At 40.5% G+C, this 24,823-nt stretch carries 30 protein-coding genes; 13 read left to right on the forward strand and 17 right to left on the reverse strand.

Going from position 1 to position 24,823, the window contains the following annotated elements; genetic code table 11:
- Positions 1 to 105: 105 nt before the first annotated feature.
- Positions 106 to 888 carry an ABC transporter ATP-binding protein gene (locus H6G69_RS06265; protein WP_190683274.1) on the reverse strand — a complete coding sequence of 261 codons (783 nt, stop codon included), beginning with the start codon at positions 886 to 888 and terminating at the stop codon, positions 106 to 108.
- Positions 878 to 2,011 (reverse strand): branched-chain amino acid ABC transporter permease, encoded by a 1,134-nt coding sequence (locus H6G69_RS06270; RefSeq protein WP_190683277.1) that lies wholly within the window; start codon positions 2,009 to 2,011, stop codon positions 878 to 880. The genes H6G69_RS06265 and H6G69_RS06270 overlap by 11 nt, the downstream gene beginning before the upstream one ends.
- A gap of 172 nt (positions 2,012 to 2,183) precedes the next feature.
- Here H6G69_RS06270 and H6G69_RS06275 point away from each other — a divergent pair, with 172 nt between their 5' ends.
- From H6G69_RS06275 to H6G69_RS06285, 3 genes are all read left to right on the forward strand, one after another.
- Positions 2,184 to 2,381 carry a hypothetical protein gene (locus H6G69_RS06275; RefSeq protein WP_190683280.1) on the forward strand — a complete coding sequence of 66 codons (198 nt, stop codon included), beginning with the start codon at positions 2,184 to 2,186 and terminating at the stop codon, positions 2,379 to 2,381.
- Between the two features lie 175 nt (positions 2,382 to 2,556).
- On the forward strand, positions 2,557 to 2,814 hold the full coding sequence (locus H6G69_RS06280; RefSeq protein ID WP_313950127.1) for a cytotoxic translational repressor of toxin-antitoxin stability system: 258 nt from the start codon (positions 2,557 to 2,559) through the stop codon (positions 2,812 to 2,814).
- A 104-nt stretch (positions 2,815 to 2,918) separates the two neighbouring features.
- Positions 2,919 to 4,505: a glucose-6-phosphate isomerase gene (locus tag H6G69_RS06285; protein WP_190683282.1), complete on the forward strand. Its 1,587-nt coding sequence runs from the start codon at positions 2,919 to 2,921 to the stop codon at positions 4,503 to 4,505.
- 118 nt (positions 4,506 to 4,623) lie between these two features.
- Here the strand turns inward: H6G69_RS06285 and H6G69_RS06290 are convergent, their stop codons facing one another.
- Positions 4,624 to 5,280 carry a Nif11-like leader peptide family natural product precursor gene (locus H6G69_RS06290; RefSeq protein WP_190683285.1) on the reverse strand — a complete coding sequence of 219 codons (657 nt, stop codon included), beginning with the start codon at positions 5,278 to 5,280 and terminating at the stop codon, positions 4,624 to 4,626.
- A 499-nt stretch (positions 5,281 to 5,779) separates the two neighbouring features.
- Between H6G69_RS06290 and H6G69_RS06295 the strand changes: the two genes are divergently transcribed.
- The 4 genes from H6G69_RS06295 to H6G69_RS06310 all read left to right on the forward strand — a co-directional run bounded on the left by H6G69_RS06295 (position 5,780) and on the right by H6G69_RS06310 (position 7,468).
- Positions 5,780 to 6,274: a hypothetical protein gene (locus H6G69_RS06295; protein WP_190683288.1), complete on the forward strand. Its 495-nt coding sequence runs from the start codon at positions 5,780 to 5,782 to the stop codon at positions 6,272 to 6,274.
- A gap of 30 nt (positions 6,275 to 6,304) precedes the next feature.
- Positions 6,305 to 6,556 carry a translation initiation factor gene (locus tag H6G69_RS06300; protein ID WP_190683290.1) on the forward strand — a complete coding sequence of 84 codons (252 nt, stop codon included), beginning with the start codon at positions 6,305 to 6,307 and terminating at the stop codon, positions 6,554 to 6,556.
- Between the two features lie 235 nt (positions 6,557 to 6,791).
- Positions 6,792 to 7,109, forward strand: coding sequence for a hypothetical protein (locus H6G69_RS06305; protein WP_190683293.1), 318 nt, complete (start codon positions 6,792 to 6,794; stop codon positions 7,107 to 7,109).
- Entirely contained in the window at positions 7,106 to 7,468 is a 363-nt protein-coding gene (locus H6G69_RS06310; RefSeq protein WP_190683296.1) for an aspartyl protease, read from the forward strand. Before H6G69_RS06305 ends, H6G69_RS06310 begins: the two co-directional genes overlap by 4 nt.
- Before the next feature lie 93 nt (positions 7,469 to 7,561).
- Here H6G69_RS06310 and H6G69_RS06315 read toward each other — a convergent pair whose 3' ends face one another.
- The 8 genes from H6G69_RS06315 to H6G69_RS06350 form a co-directional block, all read right to left on the reverse strand.
- Positions 7,562 to 9,016: a DUF1802 family protein gene (locus H6G69_RS06315; protein ID WP_190683299.1), complete on the reverse strand. Its 1,455-nt coding sequence runs from the start codon at positions 9,014 to 9,016 to the stop codon at positions 7,562 to 7,564.
- Between the two features lie 29 nt (positions 9,017 to 9,045).
- Entirely contained in the window at positions 9,046 to 10,908 is a 1,863-nt protein-coding gene (locus H6G69_RS06320) for a hypothetical protein (RefSeq protein ID WP_190683300.1), read from the reverse strand.
- A gap of 45 nt (positions 10,909 to 10,953) precedes the next feature.
- Positions 10,954 to 11,607 (reverse strand): hypothetical protein, encoded by a 654-nt coding sequence (locus tag H6G69_RS06325; RefSeq protein WP_190683303.1) that lies wholly within the window; start codon positions 11,605 to 11,607, stop codon positions 10,954 to 10,956.
- 224 nt (positions 11,608 to 11,831) lie between these two features.
- On the reverse strand, positions 11,832 to 12,794 hold the full coding sequence (mdh, locus tag H6G69_RS06330; protein ID WP_190683306.1) for a malate dehydrogenase: 963 nt from the start codon (positions 12,792 to 12,794) through the stop codon (positions 11,832 to 11,834).
- A gap of 190 nt (positions 12,795 to 12,984) precedes the next feature.
- Complete coding sequence (locus H6G69_RS06335; protein ID WP_190683309.1) at positions 12,985 to 13,200, reverse strand: NAD(P)H-quinone oxidoreductase subunit O; 216 nt, start codon at positions 13,198 to 13,200, stop codon at positions 12,985 to 12,987.
- A gap of 140 nt (positions 13,201 to 13,340) precedes the next feature.
- Complete coding sequence (locus H6G69_RS06340; protein WP_190683312.1) at positions 13,341 to 14,177, reverse strand: DNA-formamidopyrimidine glycosylase; 837 nt, start codon at positions 14,175 to 14,177, stop codon at positions 13,341 to 13,343.
- 240 nt (positions 14,178 to 14,417) lie between these two features.
- Entirely contained in the window at positions 14,418 to 14,630 is a 213-nt protein-coding gene (locus tag H6G69_RS06345; RefSeq protein ID WP_190683315.1) for a photosystem I reaction center subunit IV, read from the reverse strand.
- 325 nt (positions 14,631 to 14,955) lie between these two features.
- Positions 14,956 to 15,540 (reverse strand): PAP/fibrillin family protein, encoded by a 585-nt coding sequence (locus H6G69_RS06350; RefSeq protein WP_190683318.1) that lies wholly within the window; start codon positions 15,538 to 15,540, stop codon positions 14,956 to 14,958.
- A 251-nt stretch (positions 15,541 to 15,791) separates the two neighbouring features.
- Between H6G69_RS06350 and H6G69_RS06355 the strand changes: the two genes are divergently transcribed.
- The 6 genes from H6G69_RS06355 to H6G69_RS06380 all read left to right on the forward strand — a co-directional run bounded on the left by H6G69_RS06355 (position 15,792) and on the right by H6G69_RS06380 (position 18,349).
- Positions 15,792 to 16,034: a DUF3134 domain-containing protein gene (locus tag H6G69_RS06355; RefSeq protein ID WP_190683320.1), complete on the forward strand. Its 243-nt coding sequence runs from the start codon at positions 15,792 to 15,794 to the stop codon at positions 16,032 to 16,034.
- 79 nt (positions 16,035 to 16,113) lie between these two features.
- Positions 16,114 to 17,217 carry a phospho-N-acetylmuramoyl-pentapeptide-transferase gene (gene mraY / locus H6G69_RS06360; RefSeq protein WP_190683324.1) on the forward strand — a complete coding sequence of 368 codons (1,104 nt, stop codon included), beginning with the start codon at positions 16,114 to 16,116 and terminating at the stop codon, positions 17,215 to 17,217.
- A 131-nt stretch (positions 17,218 to 17,348) separates the two neighbouring features.
- Positions 17,349 to 17,732: a DUF433 domain-containing protein gene (locus tag H6G69_RS06365; RefSeq protein ID WP_190683356.1), complete on the forward strand. Its 384-nt coding sequence runs from the start codon at positions 17,349 to 17,351 to the stop codon at positions 17,730 to 17,732.
- The gene (locus H6G69_RS06370) at positions 17,725 to 17,898 is read left to right on the forward strand and encodes a hypothetical protein (protein ID WP_190683759.1); all 174 of its coding nucleotides are present in this window, start codon (positions 17,725 to 17,727) and stop codon (positions 17,896 to 17,898) included. Before H6G69_RS06365 ends, H6G69_RS06370 begins: the two co-directional genes overlap by 8 nt.
- Positions 17,899 to 17,917: 19 nt before the next feature.
- Positions 17,918 to 18,109 (forward strand): DUF433 domain-containing protein, encoded by a 192-nt coding sequence (locus H6G69_RS06375; RefSeq protein WP_190683359.1) that lies wholly within the window; start codon positions 17,918 to 17,920, stop codon positions 18,107 to 18,109.
- 48 nt (positions 18,110 to 18,157) lie between these two features.
- A complete protein-coding gene (locus tag H6G69_RS06380) occupies positions 18,158 to 18,349 on the forward strand; it encodes a DUF5615 family PIN-like protein (RefSeq protein WP_190683362.1) in 192 nt (63 codons plus the stop codon).
- Between the two features lie 354 nt (positions 18,350 to 18,703).
- Here H6G69_RS06380 and H6G69_RS06385 read toward each other — a convergent pair whose 3' ends face one another.
- The 6 genes from H6G69_RS06385 to H6G69_RS06410 all read right to left on the reverse strand — a co-directional run bounded on the left by H6G69_RS06385 (position 18,704) and on the right by H6G69_RS06410 (position 24,789).
- On the reverse strand, positions 18,704 to 21,406 hold the full coding sequence (locus tag H6G69_RS06385) for a tetratricopeptide repeat protein (protein ID WP_397326891.1): 2,703 nt from the start codon (positions 21,404 to 21,406) through the stop codon (positions 18,704 to 18,706).
- Between the two features lie 78 nt (positions 21,407 to 21,484).
- The gene (locus H6G69_RS06390; protein ID WP_190683363.1) at positions 21,485 to 21,880 is read right to left on the reverse strand and encodes a hypothetical protein; all 396 of its coding nucleotides are present in this window, start codon (positions 21,878 to 21,880) and stop codon (positions 21,485 to 21,487) included.
- Between the two features lie 51 nt (positions 21,881 to 21,931).
- Entirely contained in the window at positions 21,932 to 22,435 is a 504-nt protein-coding gene (locus H6G69_RS06395; RefSeq protein WP_190683366.1) for a molybdenum cofactor biosynthesis protein B, read from the reverse strand.
- Between the two features lie 158 nt (positions 22,436 to 22,593).
- Positions 22,594 to 22,929 (reverse strand): photosystem II reaction center protein Psb28, encoded by a 336-nt coding sequence (gene psb28 / locus H6G69_RS06400; RefSeq protein ID WP_190683369.1) that lies wholly within the window; start codon positions 22,927 to 22,929, stop codon positions 22,594 to 22,596.
- A 198-nt stretch (positions 22,930 to 23,127) separates the two neighbouring features.
- The gene (gene dtd / locus H6G69_RS06405; RefSeq protein WP_190683371.1) at positions 23,128 to 23,571 is read right to left on the reverse strand and encodes a D-aminoacyl-tRNA deacylase; all 444 of its coding nucleotides are present in this window, start codon (positions 23,569 to 23,571) and stop codon (positions 23,128 to 23,130) included.
- Positions 23,572 to 23,640: 69 nt separating this feature from the next.
- Positions 23,641 to 24,789 (reverse strand): GTP-binding protein, encoded by a 1,149-nt coding sequence (locus H6G69_RS06410; protein WP_190683374.1) that lies wholly within the window; start codon positions 24,787 to 24,789, stop codon positions 23,641 to 23,643.
- Between the last annotated feature and the right edge of the window lie 34 nt (positions 24,790 to 24,823).

Below are 24,823 nucleotides of genomic sequence, written 5' to 3' on the forward strand. Positions count from 1 at the left end.
CTTTTATGTCGTGTCTGTTGAGGCTAGGTGTAGGGATAAAAAAAGGTGTATAAACACCCTTTTACTCTTACCTAAACCCGCCGCAAAAATATGCTTATAGGTACTTCACTTTCCTAAATAAGCTTCTAGTACTTGGGAATTGGTTTGAATTTCGCTGGGAGTACCATCAGCTAAATTTTGACCTTCAGCCAGTACCCAAACGCGATCGCACAAGGACATAATCACGTCCATATTGTGTTCAATAATTAAAAAGGTGAGACCTTCTTGACGGTTCCAAGTGATAATGCGATCGCATATATCATCAATTAACCTGGGATTCACCCCGGCTGCTGGTTCATCTAACAAAATTAACTTGGGATTCGTCATCAACGCCCTACCCATTTCCAGCAGCTTGCGCTGTCCACCAGACAAACCCCCAGCGTATTCGTGGGCTTTATGCGCCAACCCCACAGACTCTAACAAAAACATTGCCCGTTCTTGCAATTCTTTTTCTTCTTTAGCGATGATGTGGGGTTGTAATTGCACTTGCCAAAAGCTTTCGCCTGTTTGCTTTTGCGCTGCCAATAGCATATTTTCTAACACCGACAACCGCGAAAGAGTTCGCGCTACTTGAAAAGTGCGGACTAATCCCTGCTGGGCAATTTGGTATGGCTGTAACTGCTGAATTTGTTCCCCGTCAAACATGACTCGTCCTTTATCTGGCCGAATGAAGTTGGAAAGTAAGTTAAATAAAGTCGTTTTACCCGCACCATTGGGGCCAATCAACCCAGTAATGCTACTTTTAGGAACTTCAATTTTTGCCTCATTGACTGCTTTGATACCGCCAAAACTTTTACAAAGTCCAGAGGCTGCTAATAAAGGAAGTGGCGATGATTGGTTATTTACCAAGGGTGAGTTCCTCCTTTTTCCCTAAGATACCTTGAGGTCGCCAAATCATTAGCACCATCAAAATCAAACCAATTACCATAATCCGAAATGCACCTAGACGCGCTGTATCGAGGGGAATAATTCTGGGTAGAACTTCTCTGGTAATAGCATCGTAAGCAAAGTAAATAACTGCACCTAAAATTGTGCCGATATTATTACCAGAACCGCCTAAAATTACCATAATCCAAGCATCGAATGTTAGCTGCGGTTGGAAGTTATCAGGATAAATTGCACTTAATTGCCAAGCAAAGAAAGCACCTGCCACACCTGCGATCGCACCTCCCAACATTAAAGATTGAATTTTGTACCAAAAAACATTTTTACCCAAAGCTTTTGGGATTTCTTCATCTTCGCGGATTGCTTTTAATACTCTTCCCCAAGGCGATCGCACTAATATTTCTAATCGCCAAAAAACAAATGCTAATACTAATAGCGACAACAACATAAAACCAGCTTTTGGGTTGTAATTATACAAACCAATTACGCCAGAAATATAAATAGCTGTCGTTAACAAACCAAAAATAATTCCCACACCAAAGCGTGATGCAAGTTCTTGCTTAGTCCTAGTTTTTTTAGATGTATCAGCAGCTAATAACCTTTGGGCTGTCCGAATCCATCGCCACAGAACGAAAAAAGTTAAAGCCGCCAACAAAGTCAGCAACCCAATCATCACCAAGCGAATTACTAAATTTGGTTCTGATGAAAAAGGAATGGTATAACTTTGTACTCCAAACGCCCCAGATTGCCAAGTATCACCTACAGGTAATTCTTGGTTATTCACCACCAAGCGAATTAGTTCACCTGTACCAATAGTCACGATCGCCAGATAATCTTCGCGGAGGCGTAAAGTAGCAAAACCAATGATCAAACCTAACAAAGCCGCTACCAACGCGCCAATAATGACTGCTATCAGTAACGGAACACCTTTTAAACTTAACAATACTGTTGTGTAAGCTCCCAAGGTCATAAAAGCAATATGACCAAAGTTAATTAACCCCGTAAAGCCCCACTGTAAATTCAGCCCTAAACCAAACAGGGCAAAAATAGCCGTCGAAATTGCCAAAAAAATTAAATAATCAACCATCTTTAATCAATACTCATAAGTCAATAGTCAAACAGCAGCAACTAATAACCTCACACTTCACACTTCATACTTCATACTTCACACTTTTCCCCAAGATACTACCTCTTCCCGTTCACCATTGCCAATTTTTGGGAACAATAGCCTTGACTTTTGGAACATAGTTTACTGATATATGAATTTGCTGCGGATAAGAATCCATCATTTAATCGAACAATTAGCTGATGAACAACTCCAAAGTGTTTGGGATGACATTCACGCTTTACATTGCGACTTTTATATGCTAGATGCCATTAAAAAAGTCAAGCGATCGCAGCAACCTTGGGATATTTTGACCCATGAAGAAGCGATACAAATCTTAATGTTTTACTGATGCAGCGATGGAAAAGGGGCTAGAGGCTAGAGGCTAGTATCTAAGTGACAAGCCTTTGTTTTGCACAAAGGAGTGAGCAATGGCTATCAAAACAACACAAAAATTATCATTTCTTACACCCTACACCCCTACACCCCTACACCCGTCAGCTAGTCCCTTATAGAGGTGATGCTGAGTGAGTTTAGAAATGCGCTATGCCAGGTCTTTTTTGGTAGACCTGAAGAGTTTAGAGCCTGCTGCCTATCAGAAGGTGTACGATTTTGTTTTTTTTGAGTTTGCAGAAAAATTGTCGCTACATCACCTGCCTGAATTGCGACAGCTTGATGGTGATGGCATTTTTCACCGTTTTACCCTCGATGAATATTTAATTGGCATAGAAATTAGAGGAGAAATTGTGAAGTTTCTCCGGGTCATACCTATGCCGGATGTGTAGATTGGGGATTAGTTGAACACTTAAAACTGTATAAGGCTAGGCAGGGATGGGTCTGTCCTTACATTAAACTTGTGTTGGAAGAACAATTTACTTGAGATTTCCCTATGGATGCAAAGGCACTTTGGCAACGATACCAAGATTGGTTATATTTCCACGAGGGATTAGGACTTTACTTAGATGTAAGTCGGATGCGCTTTGATGATGCCTTCGTGGAGACGTTGCAGCCGAAGTTTGACAAAGCGTTTGCGGATATGGCGGAATTGGAGAAGGGTGCGATCGCTAATCCCGACGAAAACCGCATGGTTGGACACTATTGGCTGCGAAACCCTGATTTAGCTCCCACTCCAGAACTGACACAAGAGATTGTCCAAACCCTGGAACAGATTGAAGCCTTTGCAGAAAAAGTCCAAACAGGTGCAATTCATCCTCCCCGAGCCAATCGCTTCACCGATATCATCTCTATTGGTATTGGTGGTTCTGCCCTTGGCCCTGAATTTGTCGCTGAAGCCCTGGCCCCTGACTTCCCTCCTCTCAAAATTCACTTTATTGACAATACCGATCCGGCTGGTATTGACCGCATTCTTAATCACTTACGTAACAACCTTGCCAGCACTTTAGTTGTCGTCATCTCCAAATCTGGAGGTACACCAGAGCCTCGCAATGGCATGATTGAAGTCAAGAAAGCCTACGCCGGGCAAAATCTTGACTTTGCTCAATATGCTGTAGCAATTACCAGCACTGGTAGCAACTTGGATAAAGTCGCCCAATCAGAAGGTTGGTTAGCTAGATTTCCTATGTATGACTGGGTGGGAGGTCGTACCTCAGAAATGTCTGCTGTTGGTTTAGTACCTGCAGCATTGCAAGGCATTGATGTGCGTGCCATGCTAGAAGGCGCAAAAGAAATGGATGATGCCACCCGCATTGCCAATATCAAAAATAACCCTGCCGCATTGTTAGCCTTATCTTGGTACTATGCTGGCAAAGGCAAGGGCGAAAAAGATATGGTTGTTCTGCCCTACAAAGACAGCTTGCTGTTATTCAGCCGCTATTTGCAACAGCTAGTTATGGAGTCTTTAGGTAAAGAACAAGACTTAGACGGCAATACAGTTTATCAAGGCATCGCTGTTTATGGCAACAAAGGTTCCACCGACCAACACGCCTATGTTCAACAGTTGCGTGAAGGTGTGCCGAACTTCTTTGCTACTCTCATCGAAGTTTTAGAAGACCGTCAAGGCCCATCTCCAGAAATCGATCCTGGTGTCACCTCTGGCGATTATCTCTCTGGTTTTCTGCAAGGAACCCGCAAAGCACTGTATGAAAATCAGCGTGACTCAATTACAGTCACTATTCCGCAAGTTAATGCCCGTACTGTCGGCGCGTTAATTGCTTTGTATGAACGTACTGTTGGTTTTTATGCCAGTTTAGTTAACATTAACGCCTACCACCAACCAGGGGTAGAAGCTGGTAAAAAAGCTGCTGCTGCCATTCTAGATTTGCAAACTAAAGTAATTGGTGTTCTGCAAGCAGAAAAAACACCTCTTTCCTTAGAAGAAATCGCTAATAAAGCTGGTGCTGCTGAAGAAGTAGAGTCAATTTACAAGATTTTGCGTCACTTATCTGCCAATCAGCGGGGAGTGATATTGCAAGGTAATCTTGGTCAACCAAGCAGTTTAAAAGTTTCTCTTAGTTGATTTCTTCTGAGTGTTTGTAATTGATCGCAACCAAAAATAAAGCATCCTGAAAATGGCAGGATGCTTTATTTTTAATTAATAAAACTTTTAATGCTGTCACCTGTCACCTATCACTGATTTACACCACACTCATCAATCTTTGGTTGAAGTAGCTTTTAGGTAAAAAGCATTGATCGAGTAAAAATGGATTGCGGATATTTTTGTTGGCTAAATTGCCTGTCTTATTCAAATGACAGAATGGTGGGACAATTCCCCAGTCTTCAGCCAACCAAATCCAATATCCTATTTCAATTCTGCCGTAATGGGATGCGGTGAGGATTTCTCCCACACTATTATTGATAGACACTAATTCTGGAGAAGATTTAACTTCAATCAGTAACCAAGCCAATTCATCTACAGTAAATTCATAGCCATAATCGGCAGCTATTTTAATAAACTGTTGTGGATTTTTAGATGCTAGTAATTTCTCTTTTAAATATGGTATTTTTTGTGCCATATCAAACAAATCCCAAATCTGCTTTCTTGTGACAACAAACCATGCAAATGCTTCTGGGGTTAATTTGTAACCCCTGGCATTGGCTAATTGAAAAAACGGTTCAATACTGTCTGTCTCTTCTAATTGTGCTTTGAGGAAAAAGTTCTGCTCTATTAGTGATAAAAAATCAATAATTTTTTGCCATGTATAATGGTCATATCTTTGGTTAAATTTAACTTTTTCTTGCCAATAGAAATACCTGTCTTCTTTTAAGAAGAAGTTCCAAAGTTGATAATACATAAGTTATGGGTTTTTAATTTTAATATTTGTAAGGATGATCACTAGTTTAGTAAGTATAAATCGAGATCATCGACAGTACAGAAGAGACTAATTAGTGTAAATGAAGTTACACAGTAATTAAGTATAAAATTTTTGTAAATTTTAGAACAAGTAAACTTTACCATTACTTAGCTTGTTAGCATTTTAGGCCAAGCGATCGCCCTAATTTCTGAATTAAAGTAACTTATCAGCAAAATACTGTAACTTCTGTATTTAAAACTTAGTAATTATCTTGACATATTTTTGTATATCAACATACAAGCAAAATAGCCGTATCTTTGCAGACTTACATCAATAGATACACAAAATATTCTTAACTCAGTTAACAGCATATTTCTAGAGAATGAATACTATTTCTCTCAAAGGCAAGATTAAATCTGGCAATGATTACTGCATGATTTTAATCATGAAAATTCCCAATAACACAGCATTTTTCAGATGCAAGGTGATGAGGAAATAAATGAAAACCATATATCAAAAGCATAAAAAAGCTCCATTATCTGTAGCTGTATTTCTTTCGGCTTTATTATCAATTCCTTTTTTAAGTAGCTGTGGCGATAACTCCCGCACAGCATCACCTCCACCGCCTGTAGATGACACTGTTGGTAGAAATGTCAATTATCCCACTGCTACCAACCAACCCCAAGCGAAAAGAGGATTATCAACAGGGCAGAAAGTTGCAATTTTAGCTGGAGCGGCTGCTCTTTATTACCTCTATCAACAGCGAAAAAATGCCCAAGGAGCAGGGCCAAACGGTAAGTATTATCTATCCAAAAATGGGCGGGTTTATTACCGCGATAGTCAAGGCCGCGCCCACTGGGTAACGCCACCCCAAGAAGGAATTCGAGTTCCCGAGTCGGAAGCACAGCAGTATCAAGACTTTCAAGGCTATAACGGGCGTTCTACAGGTCGTGATTTAACAGGTATCTCTCCCCAAGAAGCCCCAGCTTACTAGATTTAACCCAAAAATTTCCGGAGAAGAATTATGGTAGACGGATTTTTTCAAAAAGCAAAAGAGTTTTTCACTGGTTCAAATAATGACGAGTTTGACCAAGATTTAGACCGCGAGGTAAGTCCAGCCAGCGAAGATCCCTACGGCGACCCCGCAGATCAATATTCCGGCGATGTTACCCCCGCTAGTCAAGACCCCTACGGCGACCCTGCTGATGAGTACAGCAACATAGCTTCCGCAGACCAAGATCCTTACGGCGATCCTGCTGATGAATATGGTCGTTAGTAATAAATAATGTCGTGACGATAGATTAAACTGGTGTTGATTTAAGGTGGTGGTAATTTATATCACTGCCTTTTTTTTATTTTTATCGAACCACAGAGGCGCAGAGAAGCGAGTGCGATGGGCGGGTTCCCCAACTTGTAGCAACTGGCGCAACGCAGAGCTATTGGCTTAGGAATTAAGGAGCGATCGCAGCTATCTTTTTATAATAGGAAATGAATACATCTTCCTAATTAACATGGCTGAATCAACCGCAAAACAACCCGCACGCCGAGGCCGAATATTTCCAGAACGAACTTTATCACCGGAAGAACTTGCTAGACGCAAAGCTGAGGATGAAGCATTTTATCAGCGTTGTCTTACAATATTTGAGCGCGTGCGTCCTGAGTTAATCAAGGAACATTATGGTTGGTATATTGCCATTGAGCCAAATAGTGGCGATTACTTTATTGATACTGAAAATATGCAAGCTCACAAAAAAGCATTAGAAAAATATCCAAATACTGACCATTGTGTTTTCTGTATGAATGAAACGGGAACTACAGGCACAATATGATTCACGGTAGCTTTGGAGAAAATGGGCAACTGTTTTTTGCAATTGAATTAATTACTGACTATGGATTAAACTTGCCTGTGGATAGTATGTTAGATACTGGCTTCACAGGCTTTTTAGCTATTAACCAACAAGATATAGAGAGTCTAGGTTGGTCTTATATTGGTAGAGACACTTTGCGAACTGCACAAGGTGAAACCTTGTTCAAAATATATTTAGGAAAGTTAATCTTAAATGAACAAGAGTATGAAATTCCTGTGTATGCAGGGAATGAGATTACAGAAGTTTTGTTAGGTTCGGAGTGGTTAAAAATATTGCCGTTGTTGGTTAATTATGAGGCTGGTATTTTGACTTTGGGCTAATGGGATACTTAAATAAAACTTAAAATTATGCCTCTGTGTAATTAGTAAATAACAACAGAGGCGCAAATATTAAAACCAATAATAAAGACTTAGCTATCTTGAGTATATTTCTAAGTCTCGCAGAAAATAAAAGCGATCGCTCTTCCAATCAGTTCCTTTTTCTCTACCTAAATATCCTGTTAATGGTGAAGAAAGCTCTATCAATAAATCATGCACTACTTCATCAGTTAGTTTAGGATTATATTTGGCGTTATAATGCACACGAGTTTCTGTGACTGTAAACTTTTGATGTATAGCTTTTGAACTTTCATTATCTTGTTCAGCTAGTTCTTTTACTGCTTTGATAATATGCGATCGCAAATTTATGTCCGTATAAATTTGTTCGATATATTTTTCAACTTCTTCATCAGATTGACCAGGTTTTAGATATTGCCTGAGTTTAAATAAGTCTACTGAGTTGCGATAAGTGCTTTGGAGTTTGACAAGTTTTTCTAGTGTTTCTGGATTAATAATAGCCATACCATGTACTTTAGCAGCGTCTTTAAGTTGGTTTGTTGGTTCGCCAGGGCCAATGATTAATTTAACAGCTTGATTAAAAACATCTAAGCGATGTAAGCTGCCTAAGTTTAATAGTTGTACTGCTGTATCATTGGGAATTTTTTTTCCTGCTTTACATTCCCCAAAAAGTGGATATGGTTCAGAACAAAATAAATCTAAACCACCAGCACCACCTTTATGAGTATGATCAACGGTAAACCCTAGAAAATTGAGACTATCGCGCACCACATTTTCAAAATCTGTCCCTGCTTGATAGTTACTTTTACCTTCATCTTCTTGTTTACTACGATTACCCAATGCTGCAATATCATTAATCCATGCTAAAGCTGTTTCAGGTTGATAAATATTCTGAATACTGCTCCAACCTAAAAATACTTTAATATCATCATCTAAATTTTTAGCGTCTTGGTTAGTCATTGCAAGAGAAGCTAACGCATTCTGTAATTCTTGCAATTCAGGATGAAGTGGTGGTTCTAATTTCTCTAGTTGCTGTTTGCGTTGGGTAAAAGTTTGATCGCTTAATACTGCTAAGTCTTCAGTTACAGATATAGAAGGTTGTAAGCTTACAAATTTGCCTATTTTATCTTGAATGTTAGAGTTAGCTGTTAATTCTTGAGAATTAGATAAATTATAGACACGTAAGTAAGCTATAAAAATGTGCTGTTGTCGCTGAATTATTTCCTTTAAAGCTTCTAGTGAAAATATTGTTAGTTTAGACAAAATATCTAATGGTTTAGTTTCATCTAAAATTTGGCAAAGTTCACATTTAGCCCAAGCTTTAATGGTAGATGGTTGACCATTGAGATTTAAACGATAGTATTTATCGAATGGTAATGAACTCTGTAAACTTTGTGCTGGATAAAGAGCAAATCTCTGTCCAGGACGAATAAACATTTTGGGCATAGCTGCAATTGTCTGCCCCTGTATTAAAGCTTCAATCTCAGGGGCAGGTAAACACAATGCTGTCGGAATTGAAAACAGCTGACTCATGTATAGTTAGTGATCAGTTTAATAAAATACTATTCTGCGTTAACCATAGGCTGAGGAATGGCAATAGGGAATTCATTATCAATCCAATGATCATAAGAAGGAGGCTTCAAAATTTCTCTAATAAGAGGATTATTTACAGCTATTTTTTTCTCATCCATAAAATCTAAAACTTGATTTTGAAACTCTAAAATTTCATTTTCGCCTGTGATACCGTAATTCTCACTACCCCAGTAAACCCATGTGATAGCGATAAGGCTTTGAATATCTACACTCTGTAATGCTACCCACTTTCCACCCTTTCTCCTATCTAATAATAGTTTTAATTTCTCTTTAGCTACTGTTGCACCTGGCCTAATAACGTTTGAGCGAACTAAGCAACCACGAGTTAAGTTAAATGTTTCATAGTCAATAAGTCGTTTCAATGCTGCACCTATATTTGCACCGTCTTGCTGGACTACATCTACTCCAATTTTTTCTCTTCTTCTTCTGCCAACTAATTTTCCAATGATTTTGAAATCCATAAAGCCATTATTAGCTGCACTAGGTTCTATATCTTCAATTGATTCAATTGTAAATTCATCTATAGTTTGTCCAATTAAGCTAGAAAAAGATAACCAAAGGGCATTGGAAATTGTTTCTTCATCTTCTAATATTTCGTCAATATCTTCATTCACCTCTGCTAACTCCTGCTGATAGTAGCTTTCAATTTTTGTCTTTGGAGGTGGGGGATCACTAAAATTTTCTGCACACCATTTTAAAACTGACCTAACAGTAGGCCTTTCTTTACCCAGTTCTCGAAGTTGTTTTTCATCAAATGGATATAGAGGATGAGGAGGAGTTTGTTTATGTTCTTGATAAAAATCTTGTAACCATTGACGAGTTATTGCAACTACATCATCAGAGTTTAAAAAATTTAATCGTATAGGTAGTCTATCAACTTGATTACTAGCTAATCTATCCATCACAGCCTCAGCTTGGGGTAATAACTTAATTTGCTCCTCCCAAGTTTCGCGGTACATTGTCAAAACAAAAATTCCTTTTTTCAGACTGTTATACATATCCTTAACTAGGTTTGCTATAACCTGTGCTGTCGTAAAACCAGAGTCTGAAACTTCCAAATTGTCTAATTCATCAAAGCAAATAATAGGTATTTTGTAATCACTAGTTATATCCAAAATTTGGCGAACGAGATTTAATGCCTCAACTTCTCTATTCTCATTTTTATGATTTACTAGACCCATAAATTCAGCTTGTTTTGGATCTAATTCCAATCCTGATAACCAATGACTTGCGTAATTAACATGGTTTGGAGAAAGCGTCCACAAAATTGCTTTAATGATATAAGGATTAGTTATTTGAGGCTTAATTGGTTGAATAAGCTTCGTAAATTGTTCAATTAATTCATTTGAGTATTTGTTTAACCAAGCTGGATATTGGCTGATATAATATTCTGCTGTGTAATTCCATGATTTTAATTCGTTGATTAAAGCGGCTGCGATTTCTTGCCATTGCATTACTTGTTTGCTGCCAAAAGCTCTAAGACTTGAGGCAATACTTAGCAAAAATTGAGATTTAATTATATTTAAGTCATCATATTTACTCATGTAAATAAATAAACTATCATTTTGAGCTTGAAGACGGTGACGAATTCGACTAATAATATGGCTTTTACCAGCACCCCTCTCAGATGCAATTGTGATACCTACAGTTTCGCCTTGTCCCTTACGAATTTTTTCAATTGCGTTAAAAACGGCATCAGAAGCATGAGCATTAATTGAAGGCACATCAGGAAAACTTTTACCCCATATTTGTTGAGTTCTAACAACTATATTCCCAGCAAAAGGGTTGTGATTTCTAATCAGTTCGTCAATGGTAGATGTGTTTGCAAGCATATTTTTATGACATTAATGTTTGAAAGGTCGAAATCAAGTCTAAGCTTATAAACGTATGGCATAGCAGCGTAATCCATTCAGCCTGGTACTGATGGAATCTTCTATTTTGTCAGGTGCGTTATCTTCTATCGTTCCGCCTTGTAGTTGTAAAATATCGTCAGCTTGCATTTCTAGCAGCCAATCATTAAATTCTGTACGGCTTAAGCGATCGCCTACTTGTCTTCTAATCCGATAAATTGGTACTAGATGATTGAAGTTGTATTCATAATTCAATTTGTCGTAGACTTCTAGCATTGTTGACTTAAACTCTTCATAAGAAGCGATCGCACTCTTCCTACCATTATTTGATGCAGATGTACTAGCAACTGTGCCACTGATTCCACTAATCCATTTCACTAGTGCATTTGCAGCCCAAGTTCCAACAATAGTTCCATCAAACCTAAAGTCAGAACTTCTCAAACCTTCACCTAGTACCTCTAAACCTTTGGGATATGCCAGAGAGTACCCAGTTTTGGAAATTGCGATTGCTCCCTGGTTCCGTAATTCCTCAAACACACCCTGGTAATCTGCTGCTTTATTGCCTTTAGAAACTATCCGCTTGGTCAATTGACCTTTTTTAACTTCTTGCTGCGATCCTCCCAAATCCCACAAAGCTAAAAGAAGGCGAGTTTTCGTTTGAGCTAAATTGTTTGTTGGCATATTGAGTATTTTTATTGGCAAAAAACATCGTAGTGACTGTTTATTTTTAAATTATTGCAAGAGTAAAAAATAACCGCGTAATTGCTGAATATTCCAGAAAAATAGCTAATACAAAAAACGCCACTATGAGTACAGTGACGTTTGTATATATGTCAATCAAATTACATTTTGAGAAATGTCATGATTGAAAATTTGTTGATTACTAATATCTGTATAAAGTAAAATCACTTCACCACTAACATTTCTTGCGATCGCTCGATATTTTTCCGCACAGATTTAGCTGAAGTATGCAAAGCTTCTCTTTCGTTATCGCTGAGATTTAACTCTACAATACTTTCAATACCACTGTAACCCAAGCGGCAAGGCACACCAATCACGACATCTTCTAAACCATATTCACCTTGCAAATAAGTTGCAATTGGTAACAGCCGCGATTGATTTAATAATATTGATTCTACCATCACACTTGTCGCAGATGCAGGAGCAAAAAAAGCACCACCTGTCTGCATTAATTCCACAATTTCTGCGCCACCGTTGCGGGTTCTTTCTATTAAGCGATTAATTGTACTTTCATCTAATAATTCAGTAATCGGAACCCCATTAACTGTGGCATAACGAGATAATGGAACCATCAAATCGCCATGACTACCTAATACCATCGCCTTGACATCCGCAGGTAAAACTCCCAATTCTAAAGCAATGAAAGTTTCAAACCTGGCTGAGTCTAACACGCCAGCCATACCCATGATGCGATCGCGTGGTAAACCTGTAGCTTGCCAAGCTAAATAAGTCATCACATCTAAAGGGTTGGTGACAATAATAAAAATTGCATTAGGCGAATATGCGATCGCATTTTTCGCAGCTTCGACTACTATCTTGGCATTGGTTCTCAGCAAATCATCCCGACTCATTCCCGGTTTACGCGGAATTCCGGCGGTAATCACGACAATTTCCGAATTAGCCGTATCAGCATAATCATTCGTACCGATAATCTGACGATTATGCAGTTCAATTCCTCTAGCTTCTAATAAATCCAGTGCCAACCCTTGCGGTATACCCTCGACGATATCGAGTAACACAACATCCGCTAAATTTTTCTCAGCAATACGTTGGGCGAGAGTGCTACCAACTCTACCAGCACCAACAATAGTGACGCGCGGTAAATGGCAAGGTATAAAAGAAGCCATAAATTTAATTCCTAATTCTTAACTTAGGTTGTAGCACTCATTACACCAAAGAGAATTGGGGATCACTACTATATATATAGTGAAAAACTGCGATCGTAACTTTCAAACTAAAAAGGTGGGCATAACCCACCTAAAATTGTGATTTGTCTAAACTGCGTCAACCACAACCTTTCGTCAGAACATGGAAGCGTTACTTAGCTCCTGCTAATTGATCTAAGCGTAGCCAAATATTAGGTGTAGGTACTTGTCCAAACTTCACGAGGGCATAATCACCTTTGATATCTACAACTTCACCCTCAGTTTCAAATAAATAGGCAGGAAAACGAGTATCACTAGCCTTAGCTTCTAAACTATTTTCTAACTTCTCACGTACAGCACGAACTACATCGCCTCTTTTAACTGGCATAAATACCCCTCTCAAGTTTTCAGGTAGTCTCATAGAGGATTTTAGCTTGCTATAAGAAAGGGGTATAGGGGTAAGGGTGTAAGGGTGTAAGTTTTTTAATACCTACACCCTTACACCCTGACACCTAGCCGTAAGGCTGACTAACGCTGACACTGCGGGCAGAAATGACTAGAACGCCCACCTAATCTAATTCGCTGGATAACATTGCTACAAACCCGGCAAGGTTCCCCAGCACGGTTGTAAACCCAGGCGACACCACCATAGTTACCGTTTATCCCCTTAACGTTGAGAAAGTTGCTAAAGGTTGTACCACCAGCAGCAATACTGGTTTCTAATACTTCAATGATGACTTGGCGTAATTGCTGAATTTGCTCTAGTTGCAAATCTGTACACAGAGTTTCTGGTAACACGCCACATTTAAATAATGCTTCATCAGCGTAGATGTTACCTAACCCGGCGACGACAGATTGGTCTAGTAATGCGGTTTTAATCGGACGGCGGCGGTTTTTTAGTTTATCAGCGAGATACTCAACTGTGAACTCTGGTGAAAAGGGATCAGCCGCTAATTTGGCTAAACCAGTCATCACCTTTTCTACTGCAACTTGAGGGGGAACCCACCACATTTGACCAAAGGTGCGTTGGTCTACAAAGCGTAATTCCTGTTGATCCCCAAAAAATATTCTGACTCTTGTGTGCTTGTGCAGTGGTTCATCACGATGCAGCCACAACAATTGGCCTGTCATCCTCAGATGCACTCCAAGGTAGCCAGCAGAAGGGGAAAATTCAGCAAGTAGATATTTACCGCGACGATGCCATGTTGTGATGGCACTGTCTTTAATTCCGTGAATAAACTCATCAACAGAAAACGGGTAGGCGATGGTGCGATTTAGCAACACATCTCCACCCGCGATTGTTTGATTCAGGGTCAATTGATTAAGACCCCGACGGACTGTTTCAACTTCAGGCAGTTCAGGCATTCAAACTGATTAAGCAAGCAATTTATTTAGGGGTCAGGAAAGATGAAAGGAAGTGTTGTACACAACGATCGGTGGATATCTATCCTAAGATAAAGAAACCGTAAATACCCGCAGGGCAGTTTCTTTTACTTAGAGTAGGCTGAGATGAAGTATTGGAGAATCGAATCTTTATGCTTCGTTCTACATACTTAAAGCTTCCCTTCATCATCCCATTAAAGAATCCCCTTTTGGCTTTGCTGCTTATTTTTTAGGTTTAGCCTTGGGTGCTTCTGTTTCGACTAATTCATCTAAGGCAAAGTTATTGGTATTAATACCAGAGTAATTTACCTTTTCAAAACGGACAATTACTGGGTACTTGATGCCGCTTTGATCGATTGAAGCTACAGTTCCAACATCTTGGAACCAGTAGGATTCTGGGCGGAGAATACGAACTTTAGAACCACGTTGAACCATGATTATCTTCCCTTTTAGTTATCAATGGCCGATATATATGGCTAATTGATTTCACTCTACAACCTGAAGGTCGCTGCTAGAAGGTTTGTTAAGTTATTTATCTGATTTGTTATTGGTCAACAGGCAAGAGGCAGCACTCAGCAGGTAGAAGGCAGAAGGTAAAAGGATGAAATTCCATACTTCATCAGTTTTTTTTCCAGCTTGATATCTTCCTCATGTTAGGTTCTCTAAGAAGGGTTCATCTCTAAAATAGGGTTAGACCCTACTTGACAAAGCGCACATGATGGAATAACTTCGTTCGCAAATACACAATTTCACAAAAATGTTATGTTCTTCTCAAAACAAACACACTACCCTCGTTACCCCTGCCAATACGCAGGTTGTCATCTATATACGTAATGTCTAACCAACCTTGTTGGTTTTCGCTGCTGATGGGCAGATCGATTCCCGTAAACTTTTTACCTGATTCAATTTGGTGAATAAAATATTCGGGAGAATTGTAGTCAATTAGACGTTGCAAACTTATAATAGAGCGATTAAATTTTACCTGGACACGCCGACCTGATACTGGCTCAAATTTAGCTGCTACGCTGACTAATCCTTCGAGATAAGGTAAGCCATAAATTTCAGCAATATTGTAAACGCTAGTAGTTTCTGAGCGAATACATTGATAAATTTGACCAAGTTTACAAAAAGGTAAACGATCTAGGTTTAAAAGGGCTTTGCTAGTGGTATAAAGTAATTGCCAATTGCCATCAAGCAAATTAGCAGCCTCCACCGGACGTGGTGTAGGATTGAGGTCTTCTAAATTGGCGATCGCCGCTAAAATGGCTTGTCTTTGTAGCTCATTAGCCAGCAAACCGCGATTTGTTGGAGCGATCGCATCAATTAAAGCCGCCTTTCCCATCATTGTTTATTACCCCCAATCAAGAATGTGTGAAATTCATCCACCCTAGGTTTAATATTGATGCCCTATGTATAAAGCTAGAAAAATTTTTAAGAATTTATTTCTACCTGTATTACCACTATTAAATAAAATATTTTGGCTAGCTTACGGATTTAAGCTGCCACGACTTGAATTGATAAATAACTAAATTATTCCTTTTCAAGTGATAGACTGCTTAATGTCTGGTAACATAAACATTTTGTTTCTCCGTCGATATGTTGAATTCTCCCTTACGTGAAGAACCCCGCAATCAACGCGCTGCTGTTATTCCATTAAAACAAGAGTCCTCCCTTTTAGATTGGTTGCAATCAAATGGTCGTCTGATAGCGCGTGATATTCATGAACCTGATTTTTCTGAAGAAGAAAACGAAGAAATTTCAGATTTTCTCGGTGGAGAAGATGGCATTGCTGACTACCTTGATGATGATGATGACGATATAACTATTGACGAAGATTAGCCCCCTGCGGCTAGGGACTTGGTGATAGCTGTCGTCCCTGTATGGAAATTTATGTAGTGTGGAGTGAAGGGAAGATTCTGTGGACGCTAAAATATCTCCTAACCAAGGATTGAACATTTCTGGTATCGGTCTGGCTTCTACCTTAGCCACCGGGCTAGGTTTAGCAGCAGTGATTTTTGATTGGATGGGCGGTAGATTGCCTTGGCAAGGTACATCACTCACCATGCCTTTGTTGTTGTGTGCGGTGATTTCGGCGGCTGTGGGCTATGTAGTAGTGCCTTTATTACAAGCACTGAAAACTGGACAAATTATCCGCGAAGATGGCCCGCAAGCCCATTTGAAAAAAGCAGGCACACCAACAATGGGTGGAATCTTCTTCATCCCTGTTGCTGCGATCGTTGCTTGTGTAATGTCTAACTTTGCCACAGAGGTTGTTGCTGTCTCCGCATTAACCCTCAGCTACGGTTTTATCGGTTGGATTGATGACTGGCAAATTCTCCGCCGCAAATCAAATAAAGGTATTTCTCCTAAGATGAAGCTAGCTTTGCAAATTGGTTTTGCAGCGATGTTTTGTCTATGGTTAATGTTTAATCAACCTGCTAATGTTACAAGTATTGCTTTGCCTTGGGTGAGCTTTGCACTGCCTTTAAGTTTCCTGTTTTGGCCCTTGGCTGGTTTTGTTCTGGTGGCAGAGAGTAATGCTACTAATTTAACTGATGGTATTGATGGTCTTGCTGGTGGAACTGTAGCGATCGCACTTCTAGCTTTAGGTGCTATAGTTGCCCCAACTTCCCTACCATTGATGGTTTTCTGTGCAGCTTTAAGCGGCAGTTGCTTAGGTTTCTTGGCACACAACCGCAACCCAGCCCGCGTATTTATGGGTGATACTGGTTCCCTGGCTTTGGGTGGTGCGTTAGCGGCGGTGGCACTGTTAACTAACAGCTTGGTAGCGTTATTTATTCTTAGCGGTATCTTCTTTGTGGAAACCCTGTCTGTAATGGCCCAAGTAGCTTATTACAAAGCGACAAAAGGCCCAGATGGTAAAGGCAAGCGCTTGTTTAGAATGGCTCCTCTACATCATCATTTAGAGTTGGGTGGCTGGTCAGAATTACAAGTTGTGGCTGTATTTTATGTAGTAGCTGCGATTTTAGCGGTAATTTGTTTAGCGATCGCACCTTTCTAAATTCTTTAAAAAACTGATTTAACAAAAAGAACCCTCGAAGTTTTGGGGGTTCTTTTTTATTGATTTGAATAACAATCTTTTATCTAGATTTACAATATGATGTTTCTAGAGCCAGAAACTAGAGATTAAAAATGACAGTATATGCTCTAAATCTACCTGACCAATTGAAGTATGAAGTTGAGCAATTAGCGCAAAGTCAGGGCGTTTCCCTTGACCAATTTATTCTTTGGGCTGTAACAGAAAAAGTAAGTACCCTCAAAGCATCTTTTCCACAAATTGCTTATCGCCAGGGGACAGATGGACAACTTGTGCCAATTATTAAAGGAACAGGAATTAGGGTGCAGACTGTAGTCATCGCTTCCCAAAAATGGGGTATGAATCCCAGCGAAATTACTAATGAGTATGAACTTACCGAAGCACAGGTAAGAGAAGCTTTAAGTTTTTATGCAGTAAATAAAGAGCAGATTGACGCGGCGATCGCATCTGAGCAATCCTTAGAAATTGCGAATGGTTAAACTCAAGCTTCATCTAGATGCAGATACCTCAAGTAAATCGCTGCATTCAGCATTAGTAACTAGAGGGCATGATGTCACTCGCACTCCCAATGATTGGATGCCTTTGGATGCTAGTGATGAAACTCAATTATTACGCTCAACTGCTCAGGGAAGATGTATCTTTTAGAAAGAATTTAAGTAATTTTATGTTAAATCTGAGCAGAATTACATTTGACCGTAACATTATGGCAGGACAAGCTTGTATTCGTGGTATGCGGATTCCGGTTTCTCTTGTCGTTAATTTAGTAGCTAATGGCAAACCTGTAGAGGAAATTTTAGAAGAATATCCAGATTTAGAACCAGAGGATATCCGTGAATCTCTACTTTATGCAGCATAGTTGACTCAAGAGCAAGTTTATCCCTTCAAAAGTGCTTAGTAAGTCAGAATGAAGTTTTTAGCAGATATGGGAATTTCACTACGTACTGTATCTTGGTTGTGTAGTGGTGGTTATGATGTTGTGCATTTGCGCGATGAAGGTTTGCAAAGGCTACCAGATAACGAAATTTTAATTAAAGCTCGTGCAGAAGGGAGAATTTTATTAACTGTAGATTTAGATTTTGCCCCTCTAAACTCTTGAAGAGCGATCGCGCATCATTCTATAATTTAAGTTTGGATTTTACTGTTGTAAGTTGAGACGATCGCCCCCAGAACACCACCATTCCACCTGCGAACGAGAAACTTCGAGCTAAAAGGTAGAGAGATCGCCCTCATAACACCATCATTTCACCTCAGAACAAGAATATTCTCGTTTGGAACAAGAAGATTCTCGCTTGAAACAGGAACGTTCTCACTTGAAACAAGAACGTTCTCACTTGAAACAGGAATGTTCTCACTTGGAACAGGAACATTCTTGTTTAAAACATGAAACTTCGAGTTCGGAACGCGAACCTTAGAGATAAAAGCTTGATTGATGAGGCTGAGAACTTGAATTTTACTGTTCTGAGGTGAGGCGAGCGCGCAAATATGCTAAATTTCCACGCACAGCAACAGTATTTGGATGATTTGCGCCTAACCGTCGCTCAAAAATATCTAATGCTTGTATGTACAAAGGTTCGGCTTCGTTGTATTTTCTTTGGGAATCGTAGAGTAACGCGAGGCAGTTGAGGGTTTTTGCGACATCCGGATGTTCTTCGCCCAGAAGTTTGCGCCGCAGTGTCAAAGCTTGGATGTACAAGGGTTCGGCTTCGCTGTATTTGCCTTGGGAACCGTAGAGTCCCGCTAGGTTGTTGAGGCTAAGTGCAACATCAGGATGTTCTTCACCCAGGAGTTTGCGCCACAGTGCCAAAGCTTGGATGTACAAGGGTTCGGCTTCACTGTATTTCCCTTGGGAGTAGTAGAGATAGGCTAGGTTGTTGAGGCTAAGTGCGACAGATGGATGTTCTTCACCCAGGAGTTTGCGCCACAGTGCCAAAGCTTGGATGTACAAGGGTTCGGCTTCACTGTATTTCCCTTGGGAGTAGTAGAGTGTCGCTAGGTTGTTGAAGCTAGTGGCGACAGATGGATGTTCATCTCCCAGCAGCTTGCGCCTGAGTGCTAAAGCTTGGATGTAAAGGGGTTCGGCTTCGCTGTATCTGCCTTGGTAGTTGTAGAGTGCTGCTAGGTTGTTGAAGCTAGTGGCGACATCTGGATGTTCATCTCCCAGCAGCTTGCGCCTGAGTGCTAAAGCTTGGATGTAAAGGGGTTCGGCTTCGCTGTATCTGCCTTGGTAGTTGTAGAGTGCTGCTAGGTTGTTGAAGCTAGTGGCGACATCTGGATGTTCATCTCCCAGCAGTTTGCGCCACAGTGCCAAAGCTTGGATAAAAAGGGGTTCGGCTTCGCTGTATTTGCCTTGGGAACCGTAGAGTCCCGCTAGGTTGTTGAGGCTAAGTGCGACAGATGGATGTTCTTCTCCCAGCAGTTTGCGCCACAGTGCCAAAGCTTGGATAAAAAGGGGTTCGGCTTCGCTGTATTTGCCTTGGGACTTGTAGAGTGCTGCTAGGTGGTTGAGGCTAAGTGCGACAGATGGATGTTCTTCTCCCAGGAGTTTGCGCCTGAGTGCCAAAGCTTGGATGTAAAGGGATTCGGCTTCGCTGTATCTGCCTTGGGACTTGTAGAGTGTCGCTAGGTTGTTGAAGCTAGTGGCGACATCTGGATGTTCATCTCCCAGCAGCTTGCGCCAGAGTGCCAAAGCTTGGATGTAAAGGGATTCGGCTTCGCTGTATCTGCCTTGGTAGTTGTAGAGTAACGCTAGGTTGTTGAAGCTAGTGGCGACATCTGGATGTTCTTCTCCCAGCAGTTTGCGTGAGAGTGCCAAAGCTTGGATAAAAAGGGGTTCGGCTTCGCTGTATCTGCCTTGGGAGTTGTAGAGTAACGCTAGGTTGTTGAAGCTAGTGGCGACATCTGGATGTTCTTCTCCCAAGCGTTTTTTGATAACTTCTAGACACTGCTCATACCAAGGTGCTGCCTGCTCATACAATCCCTGACCACTGTAAAATCGAGCATTACCAATGAATGCCCAAGTTAAATCTTCATCGGCTATATATTGAATGAGATTGTTTGCTACCTCAGCTAAATGAGGTATTGCGAGGGTGGCGGCGGTGATTTGCTCAAGAATGGGAGTTTTAGGAATATCTTTAGCAACCTCTACCATTACGCCGCAGAGCAATCGCTTTAATTCCTCTACTTTATCTAACCCTGTACACTTATATTGGAAAAACTGCCGCAACAGTGGATGCAATTGGTAAACTCCCTCACCTTTGCGCTGGAGTAAATGTAGATTCAGCAAGCTATCGTCTCTAATCTCTTCTAAATCTTCGACATCTTCTTCTGGTAAACACTGTTCTACCAACTTCCAAGGTATGGGTGCGGCGGCAAATAAACTCAATAAACAGCCCAGTTGCTTATCGTCGTCTTCTAATTCTTGCCAACTCAATTCAAAGGCTGCTAACACACCTCGTTGTGCTGTCATATCGGCTTCCGACTTAGATTTAGACAGGGAACGCTCATCTAGTCGCTTGTTCTGCAACCGCCGCAACATTTCTGTTAGAGATAAATCCTGTTTCCGCGCCAGATAGCGCCCCACTAATTCCACACCCAAAGGTAAATATCCTAGCCATTCACACAACTGATTTGCTACAGCTAATTCTCGCTCAATTCGCTCTGGTGTTTCTTTGAGTAAAGACCTCAACAACTCTAGCGCCGCCTCTGGTTGCAGTACATCCAAAGATAACTGTGGGATGCGTCCCAAGTTCTGGCGTGTAGTCATCAACACTTTAAACCGAGAAGGTAGGGACTGAAAGTAAGGCTTAACTTCCTCGTAGTCGCTGACATCATCCAGCACTAGCAGCACATCACCTTCACGCCAACGCCGCCAGCAATATTGCACTTGGGCGAGTATATCAAAATCTTCTGGCGGCTTTAAGTCAAGCTGCGTTCTGGCAAACTGCACAACTTGAATGCCTATATCCCCAGTTTTTGCCAGCAACCAACAAAGCCCACCGTTATATGTTTCGCGTTGCTGAATGGCATATTGCAGGGCGAGTTCTGTTTTCCCAACTCCACCCATACCAGCAACAGTAGCAATGGCTACTTGTTTATTCTCCTGCAAAATTTGGTGGAGTTTTTGCAATTCTGCTTCACGTCCAACAAATTCCACCACCCCACTCAGGGGCAAATTTTGCGGTATTTCAGTAGAAGGATTTGACTTTACCCGTTCCTGTTCGGGCGGCTGTATTCAAATGTTAAAAGTTTGGGTTCGGTTGTCATTAGCAACGTTCCCAACATTCCCGCCATAATTTTTATCAACTGTGTTCGTAAAATTCTGAATAATAGAGGGTTGAGATTTAACAGCATTAGCCACCGTCTCAACAGCTTGAGCAATTTCTGGGTCTTTGTTTGCCGCTTCCTCTACCTGCTGCCCAATAAGATGAGCTTGACTATAATCTAAAGGTTGTGTTTTAGCCTGTTCGATAATCTCCGCCGTGCTAGGTTCCTTGCGTTTCAGCAGAACTAACAACTTTTCGCCTTCGTCCCAAGCCTTTTCGCCGATGATTTCACCAGTTTTTTCAAAAGCTTTAGTAATAACCAAGGTTGCGATCGCTGCTGCTGTCAGTGATACTACAGGCTCCATAGTTTTATCAATAATTGCGCGATTATACTTAGATATTCACCAGTCTAAACTCTATTTCCGCATTTGGCTGACTAAATGAGTCAGTTCAGGCAAAATCAGCTTTTCCATACCTAATCGCACAGCATTGCTGGAACCAGGGAGAGAAAAGATTAATTTATTTTGATAAACACCTGCAACGGCGCGAGATGCGATCGCCCGGGAACCTATTTCTTGATAACTTAAAAATCTAAATATCTCTCCGAATCCCGGTAGAGTTTTTTCTAATAATTTTTCAATAGCATCATAAGTGGTATCTCTTGGTGCAATACCAGTACCACCATTAAAAATTATTGCGTCTAAATTAGCAGTTTTACCCAGCGATTCTATCTGTGCTTGAATCTGCGTTGGTTCATCTTGAATAATTGCGTAGGCGGCAATGCTATGATTTGCTTCTAATAATAATTGCTTAATTAGTTGCCCACTTTTATCTGTTTCTGGGGTGCGTGTGTCGCTGACGGTAACTATAGCGCAAGTTACCGACATTGCATCTGTATCTGGATGGGGTTGTTGGGTCATCCGATTTAAAATTTTGACTTTTAGATGAGTTTTATCGATAAATATGGAATTTTTTACTATTCCCAAATTATGGTTTACGTTGCGAAAAAAAAGAAGGATGAAGGCTAAAGCGTTTATTTCAGACTTCACACTTCACACTTCATACTTCAGTAGTTTGCTTAAGATTTACTCAATCCCAAACCATTTTCTTCAGCATATCGCTCCATGAAGCGCATAAAGCGATCCCACTCATCAGAAGATTTCATAATGTAAGTAGCTTCTAAGGCTTCTGCTCTACCGTTGATGAATTTTACCTTAACTTCGCGGGTAACTATTTCGCCTTCTTCGTCCAGCATATACATCCCGGTGACTTCATCTGTATTGCCTTGGTCTAGAATTTTGGGATTTGTAAAAACAAATGTTGCTGTACCAGTATCTCCACTACGCGATCGAGTTAAACGTACATCTGGTACTACTTCTTCGTTAATACCTCTAGAAAACTGGATTTTTGCCATGATAAAAGAATTTAAAGTTTTGTGATCGTCGATTTAATATTCTCTCATCATTTAGAACTCAGTAGTCTATGAAGTATGAAGTGTGAAGTGTGAAGTCTGAAGTGTGAAGTCTGAAGTGTGAAGTCTGAAGTATGAAGTCTGAAGTATGAAATTTTGTCCTTCTGGCTTCTGCCTTTTGACTGTTGACCATTGACCAAGTTACCTTTCTAGTAATAAGGTTACAGGGCCGTCGTTTTCGATGGAAACTTGCATCGTTGCGCCAAATTTGCCTGTTTCGACTCTTAAACCACTGGCGCGTAACTTATTAACAAAGCTGTTGTATAAATCTTCTGCGGTTTGAGGCGGTGCGGAACGGTCAAAAGACGGACGGCGACCTTTGCGACAGTCACCATAAAGGGTGAATTGACTCACAACCAACAATTCACCGTTAATTTCTTGCACAGATTTTTGCCATCTGTCTCCACCTGCGTCATCGGGAAATAGGCGCAATTCTAAGCATTTACGCGCCATCCAGTCGAGTTCTGCATCTGTATCTGTATCAGCAATACCTACGAGTAAATTTAAGCCTCGGCCGATTTTGCCAATGATTTCACCGTTAACAGTGACTTGGGATGATTTCACTCGCTGGATGATAACGCGCATAAAAGTCTGAAGTATGAAGTATGAAGTCTAAAAACTAATATTTCATACTTCAGACTTCACACTTCATACTTACTTCCCAAAGCCTTTACCACGACTGACGGAAGGTAGACATATGCAGTTTTCTATTTGCTTGGTTAAAGTTTCGCGGTCGAGATTTTGACCAATTAGCACCAGCTGGTTTTTGGGTTCGCCTTTCCACTCGTCATCATCTAAGGTGAAGCGTTTACCGCAGAGGTGGAAAATGTGGCGTTTGGGACTTTCATCAAACCACATCACACCCTTAGCGCGGAAAATGCTGGTGGGTAGTTGGTTATCTAGGAAATATTGGAACTTCCTAATAGAAAATGGCTTGTCGCTTTGGAAGGAGATGGAAGTGAAGCCATCATTTTCTAAATGGTCGGAATGATGGTGGTGATGATGGTCGTGGTCGTGATGGTCGTGACCGCAGGTAGAATGGTCATGGTCATGGTGGTCATGACCGCAGGCTGAATGGTCATGGTCGTGGTCATGGTCGTGATGGTCATGATCATGATGATCATGCTCATCCACGGTGTCAAAATATTTGTCAGTCTCAAATAATCCTACACTGAGAATTAAAGCGAGTGGTACTTGCGATCGCTTGGTACGCAAAATTCTCGCACCTTCTTTGACTTCGTTGATTTTTGCTTCTAACTGAGTCAAAGTGGCTTCATCAACCAAATCTGTTTTATTCAACAAAATCACATCCCCGTAAGCAATTTGGCTATAAGCTGCTTGGGAGTTGAATAAATCTAAGCTGTAATTAGCTGCATCTACAACCGTGATAATCGAATCTAGGCGAGTTAAATCTCGCAGTTCTGTGCCTAAAAATGTTAAGGCTACTGGTAGCGGATCTGCTAGTCCGGTGGTTTCTACGACTAGATAATCTAGTTTTTCTTCCCGTTCTAATACTTTATAAACGGCATCCACTAAATCATTATTAATTGTGCAGCAGATACAACCGTTACTTAATTCCACCATATTGTTATTATCATCGGTGGCAATAATTAACTCGTTGTCAATGCCAATTTCACCAAATTCATTCACCAACACGGCAGTTTTTAAACCTTGTTGGTTTGTGAGAATATGGTTTAGTAAAGTCGTTTTGCCGCTACCAAGAAATCCAGTAATAATTGTGACTGGTAAACCTTGTTTTGGCGCATCCATTGATTGAGATTCAGAATTCACTGCTGATTGCATAACGCGATTATCAAACAAATCAAAAAATATCAAA

The sequence above is a fragment of the Nostoc sp. FACHB-110 genome, from assembly GCF_014697425.1.
Lineage (GTDB): Bacteria > Cyanobacteriota > Cyanobacteriia > Cyanobacteriales > Nostocaceae > Nostoc_B.

What these genes read in the sequence shown, in the direction of transcription:
- H6G69_RS06270 (WP_190683277.1), bottom strand. Translation starts at nt 2,011, where the DNA reads ATGGTTGATTATTTAATTTTTTTGGCAATTTCGACGGCTATTTTTGCC.
- H6G69_RS06275 (WP_190683280.1), top strand. Translation starts at nt 2,184, where the DNA reads ATGAATTTGCTGCGGATAAGAATCCATCATTTAATCGAACAATTAGCT.
- H6G69_RS06285 (WP_190683282.1), top strand. Translation starts at nt 2,919, where the DNA reads ATGGATGCAAAGGCACTTTGGCAACGATACCAAGATTGGTTATATTTC.
- H6G69_RS06290 (WP_190683285.1), bottom strand. Translation starts at nt 5,280, where the DNA reads ATGTATTATCAACTTTGGAACTTCTTCTTAAAAGAAGACAGGTATTTC.
- H6G69_RS06295 (WP_190683288.1), top strand. Translation starts at nt 5,780, where the DNA reads ATGAAAACCATATATCAAAAGCATAAAAAAGCTCCATTATCTGTAGCT.
- H6G69_RS06300 (WP_190683290.1), top strand. Translation starts at nt 6,305, where the DNA reads ATGGTAGACGGATTTTTTCAAAAAGCAAAAGAGTTTTTCACTGGTTCA.
- H6G69_RS06305 (WP_190683293.1), top strand. Translation starts at nt 6,792, where the DNA reads ATGGCTGAATCAACCGCAAAACAACCCGCACGCCGAGGCCGAATATTT.
- H6G69_RS06310 (WP_190683296.1), top strand. Translation starts at nt 7,106, where the DNA reads ATGATTCACGGTAGCTTTGGAGAAAATGGGCAACTGTTTTTTGCAATT.
- H6G69_RS06315 (WP_190683299.1), bottom strand. Translation starts at nt 9,016, where the DNA reads ATGAGTCAGCTGTTTTCAATTCCGACAGCATTGTGTTTACCTGCCCCT.
- H6G69_RS06320 (WP_190683300.1), bottom strand. Translation starts at nt 10,908, where the DNA reads ATGCTTGCAAACACATCTACCATTGACGAACTGATTAGAAATCACAAC.
- H6G69_RS06325 (WP_190683303.1), bottom strand. Translation starts at nt 11,607, where the DNA reads ATGCCAACAAACAATTTAGCTCAAACGAAAACTCGCCTTCTTTTAGCT.
- mdh (WP_190683306.1), bottom strand. Translation starts at nt 12,794, where the DNA reads ATGGCTTCTTTTATACCTTGCCATTTACCGCGCGTCACTATTGTTGGT.
- H6G69_RS06335 (WP_190683309.1), bottom strand. Translation starts at nt 13,200, where the DNA reads ATGCCAGTTAAAAGAGGCGATGTAGTTCGTGCTGTACGTGAGAAGTTA.
- H6G69_RS06340 (WP_190683312.1), bottom strand. Translation starts at nt 14,177, where the DNA reads ATGCCTGAACTGCCTGAAGTTGAAACAGTCCGTCGGGGTCTTAATCAA.
- H6G69_RS06345 (WP_190683315.1), bottom strand. Translation starts at nt 14,630, where the DNA reads ATGGTTCAACGTGGTTCTAAAGTTCGTATTCTCCGCCCAGAATCCTAC.
- H6G69_RS06350 (WP_190683318.1), bottom strand. Translation starts at nt 15,540, where the DNA reads ATGATGGGAAAGGCGGCTTTAATTGATGCGATCGCTCCAACAAATCGC.
- H6G69_RS06355 (WP_190683320.1), top strand. Translation starts at nt 15,792, where the DNA reads ATGTTGAATTCTCCCTTACGTGAAGAACCCCGCAATCAACGCGCTGCT.
- H6G69_RS06365 (WP_190683356.1), top strand. Translation starts at nt 17,349, where the DNA reads ATGACAGTATATGCTCTAAATCTACCTGACCAATTGAAGTATGAAGTT.
- H6G69_RS06370 (WP_190683759.1), top strand. Translation starts at nt 17,725, where the DNA reads ATGGTTAAACTCAAGCTTCATCTAGATGCAGATACCTCAAGTAAATCG.
- H6G69_RS06375 (WP_190683359.1), top strand. Translation starts at nt 17,918, where the DNA reads ATGTTAAATCTGAGCAGAATTACATTTGACCGTAACATTATGGCAGGA.
- H6G69_RS06380 (WP_190683362.1), top strand. Translation starts at nt 18,158, where the DNA reads ATGAAGTTTTTAGCAGATATGGGAATTTCACTACGTACTGTATCTTGG.
- H6G69_RS06390 (WP_190683363.1), bottom strand. Translation starts at nt 21,880, where the DNA reads ATGGAGCCTGTAGTATCACTGACAGCAGCAGCGATCGCAACCTTGGTT.
- H6G69_RS06395 (WP_190683366.1), bottom strand. Translation starts at nt 22,435, where the DNA reads ATGACCCAACAACCCCATCCAGATACAGATGCAATGTCGGTAACTTGC.
- psb28 (WP_190683369.1), bottom strand. Translation starts at nt 22,929, where the DNA reads ATGGCAAAAATCCAGTTTTCTAGAGGTATTAACGAAGAAGTAGTACCA.
- dtd (WP_190683371.1), bottom strand. Translation starts at nt 23,571, where the DNA reads ATGCGCGTTATCATCCAGCGAGTGAAATCATCCCAAGTCACTGTTAAC.
- H6G69_RS06410 (WP_190683374.1), bottom strand. Translation starts at nt 24,789, where the DNA reads ATGCAATCAGCAGTGAATTCTGAATCTCAATCAATGGATGCGCCAAAA.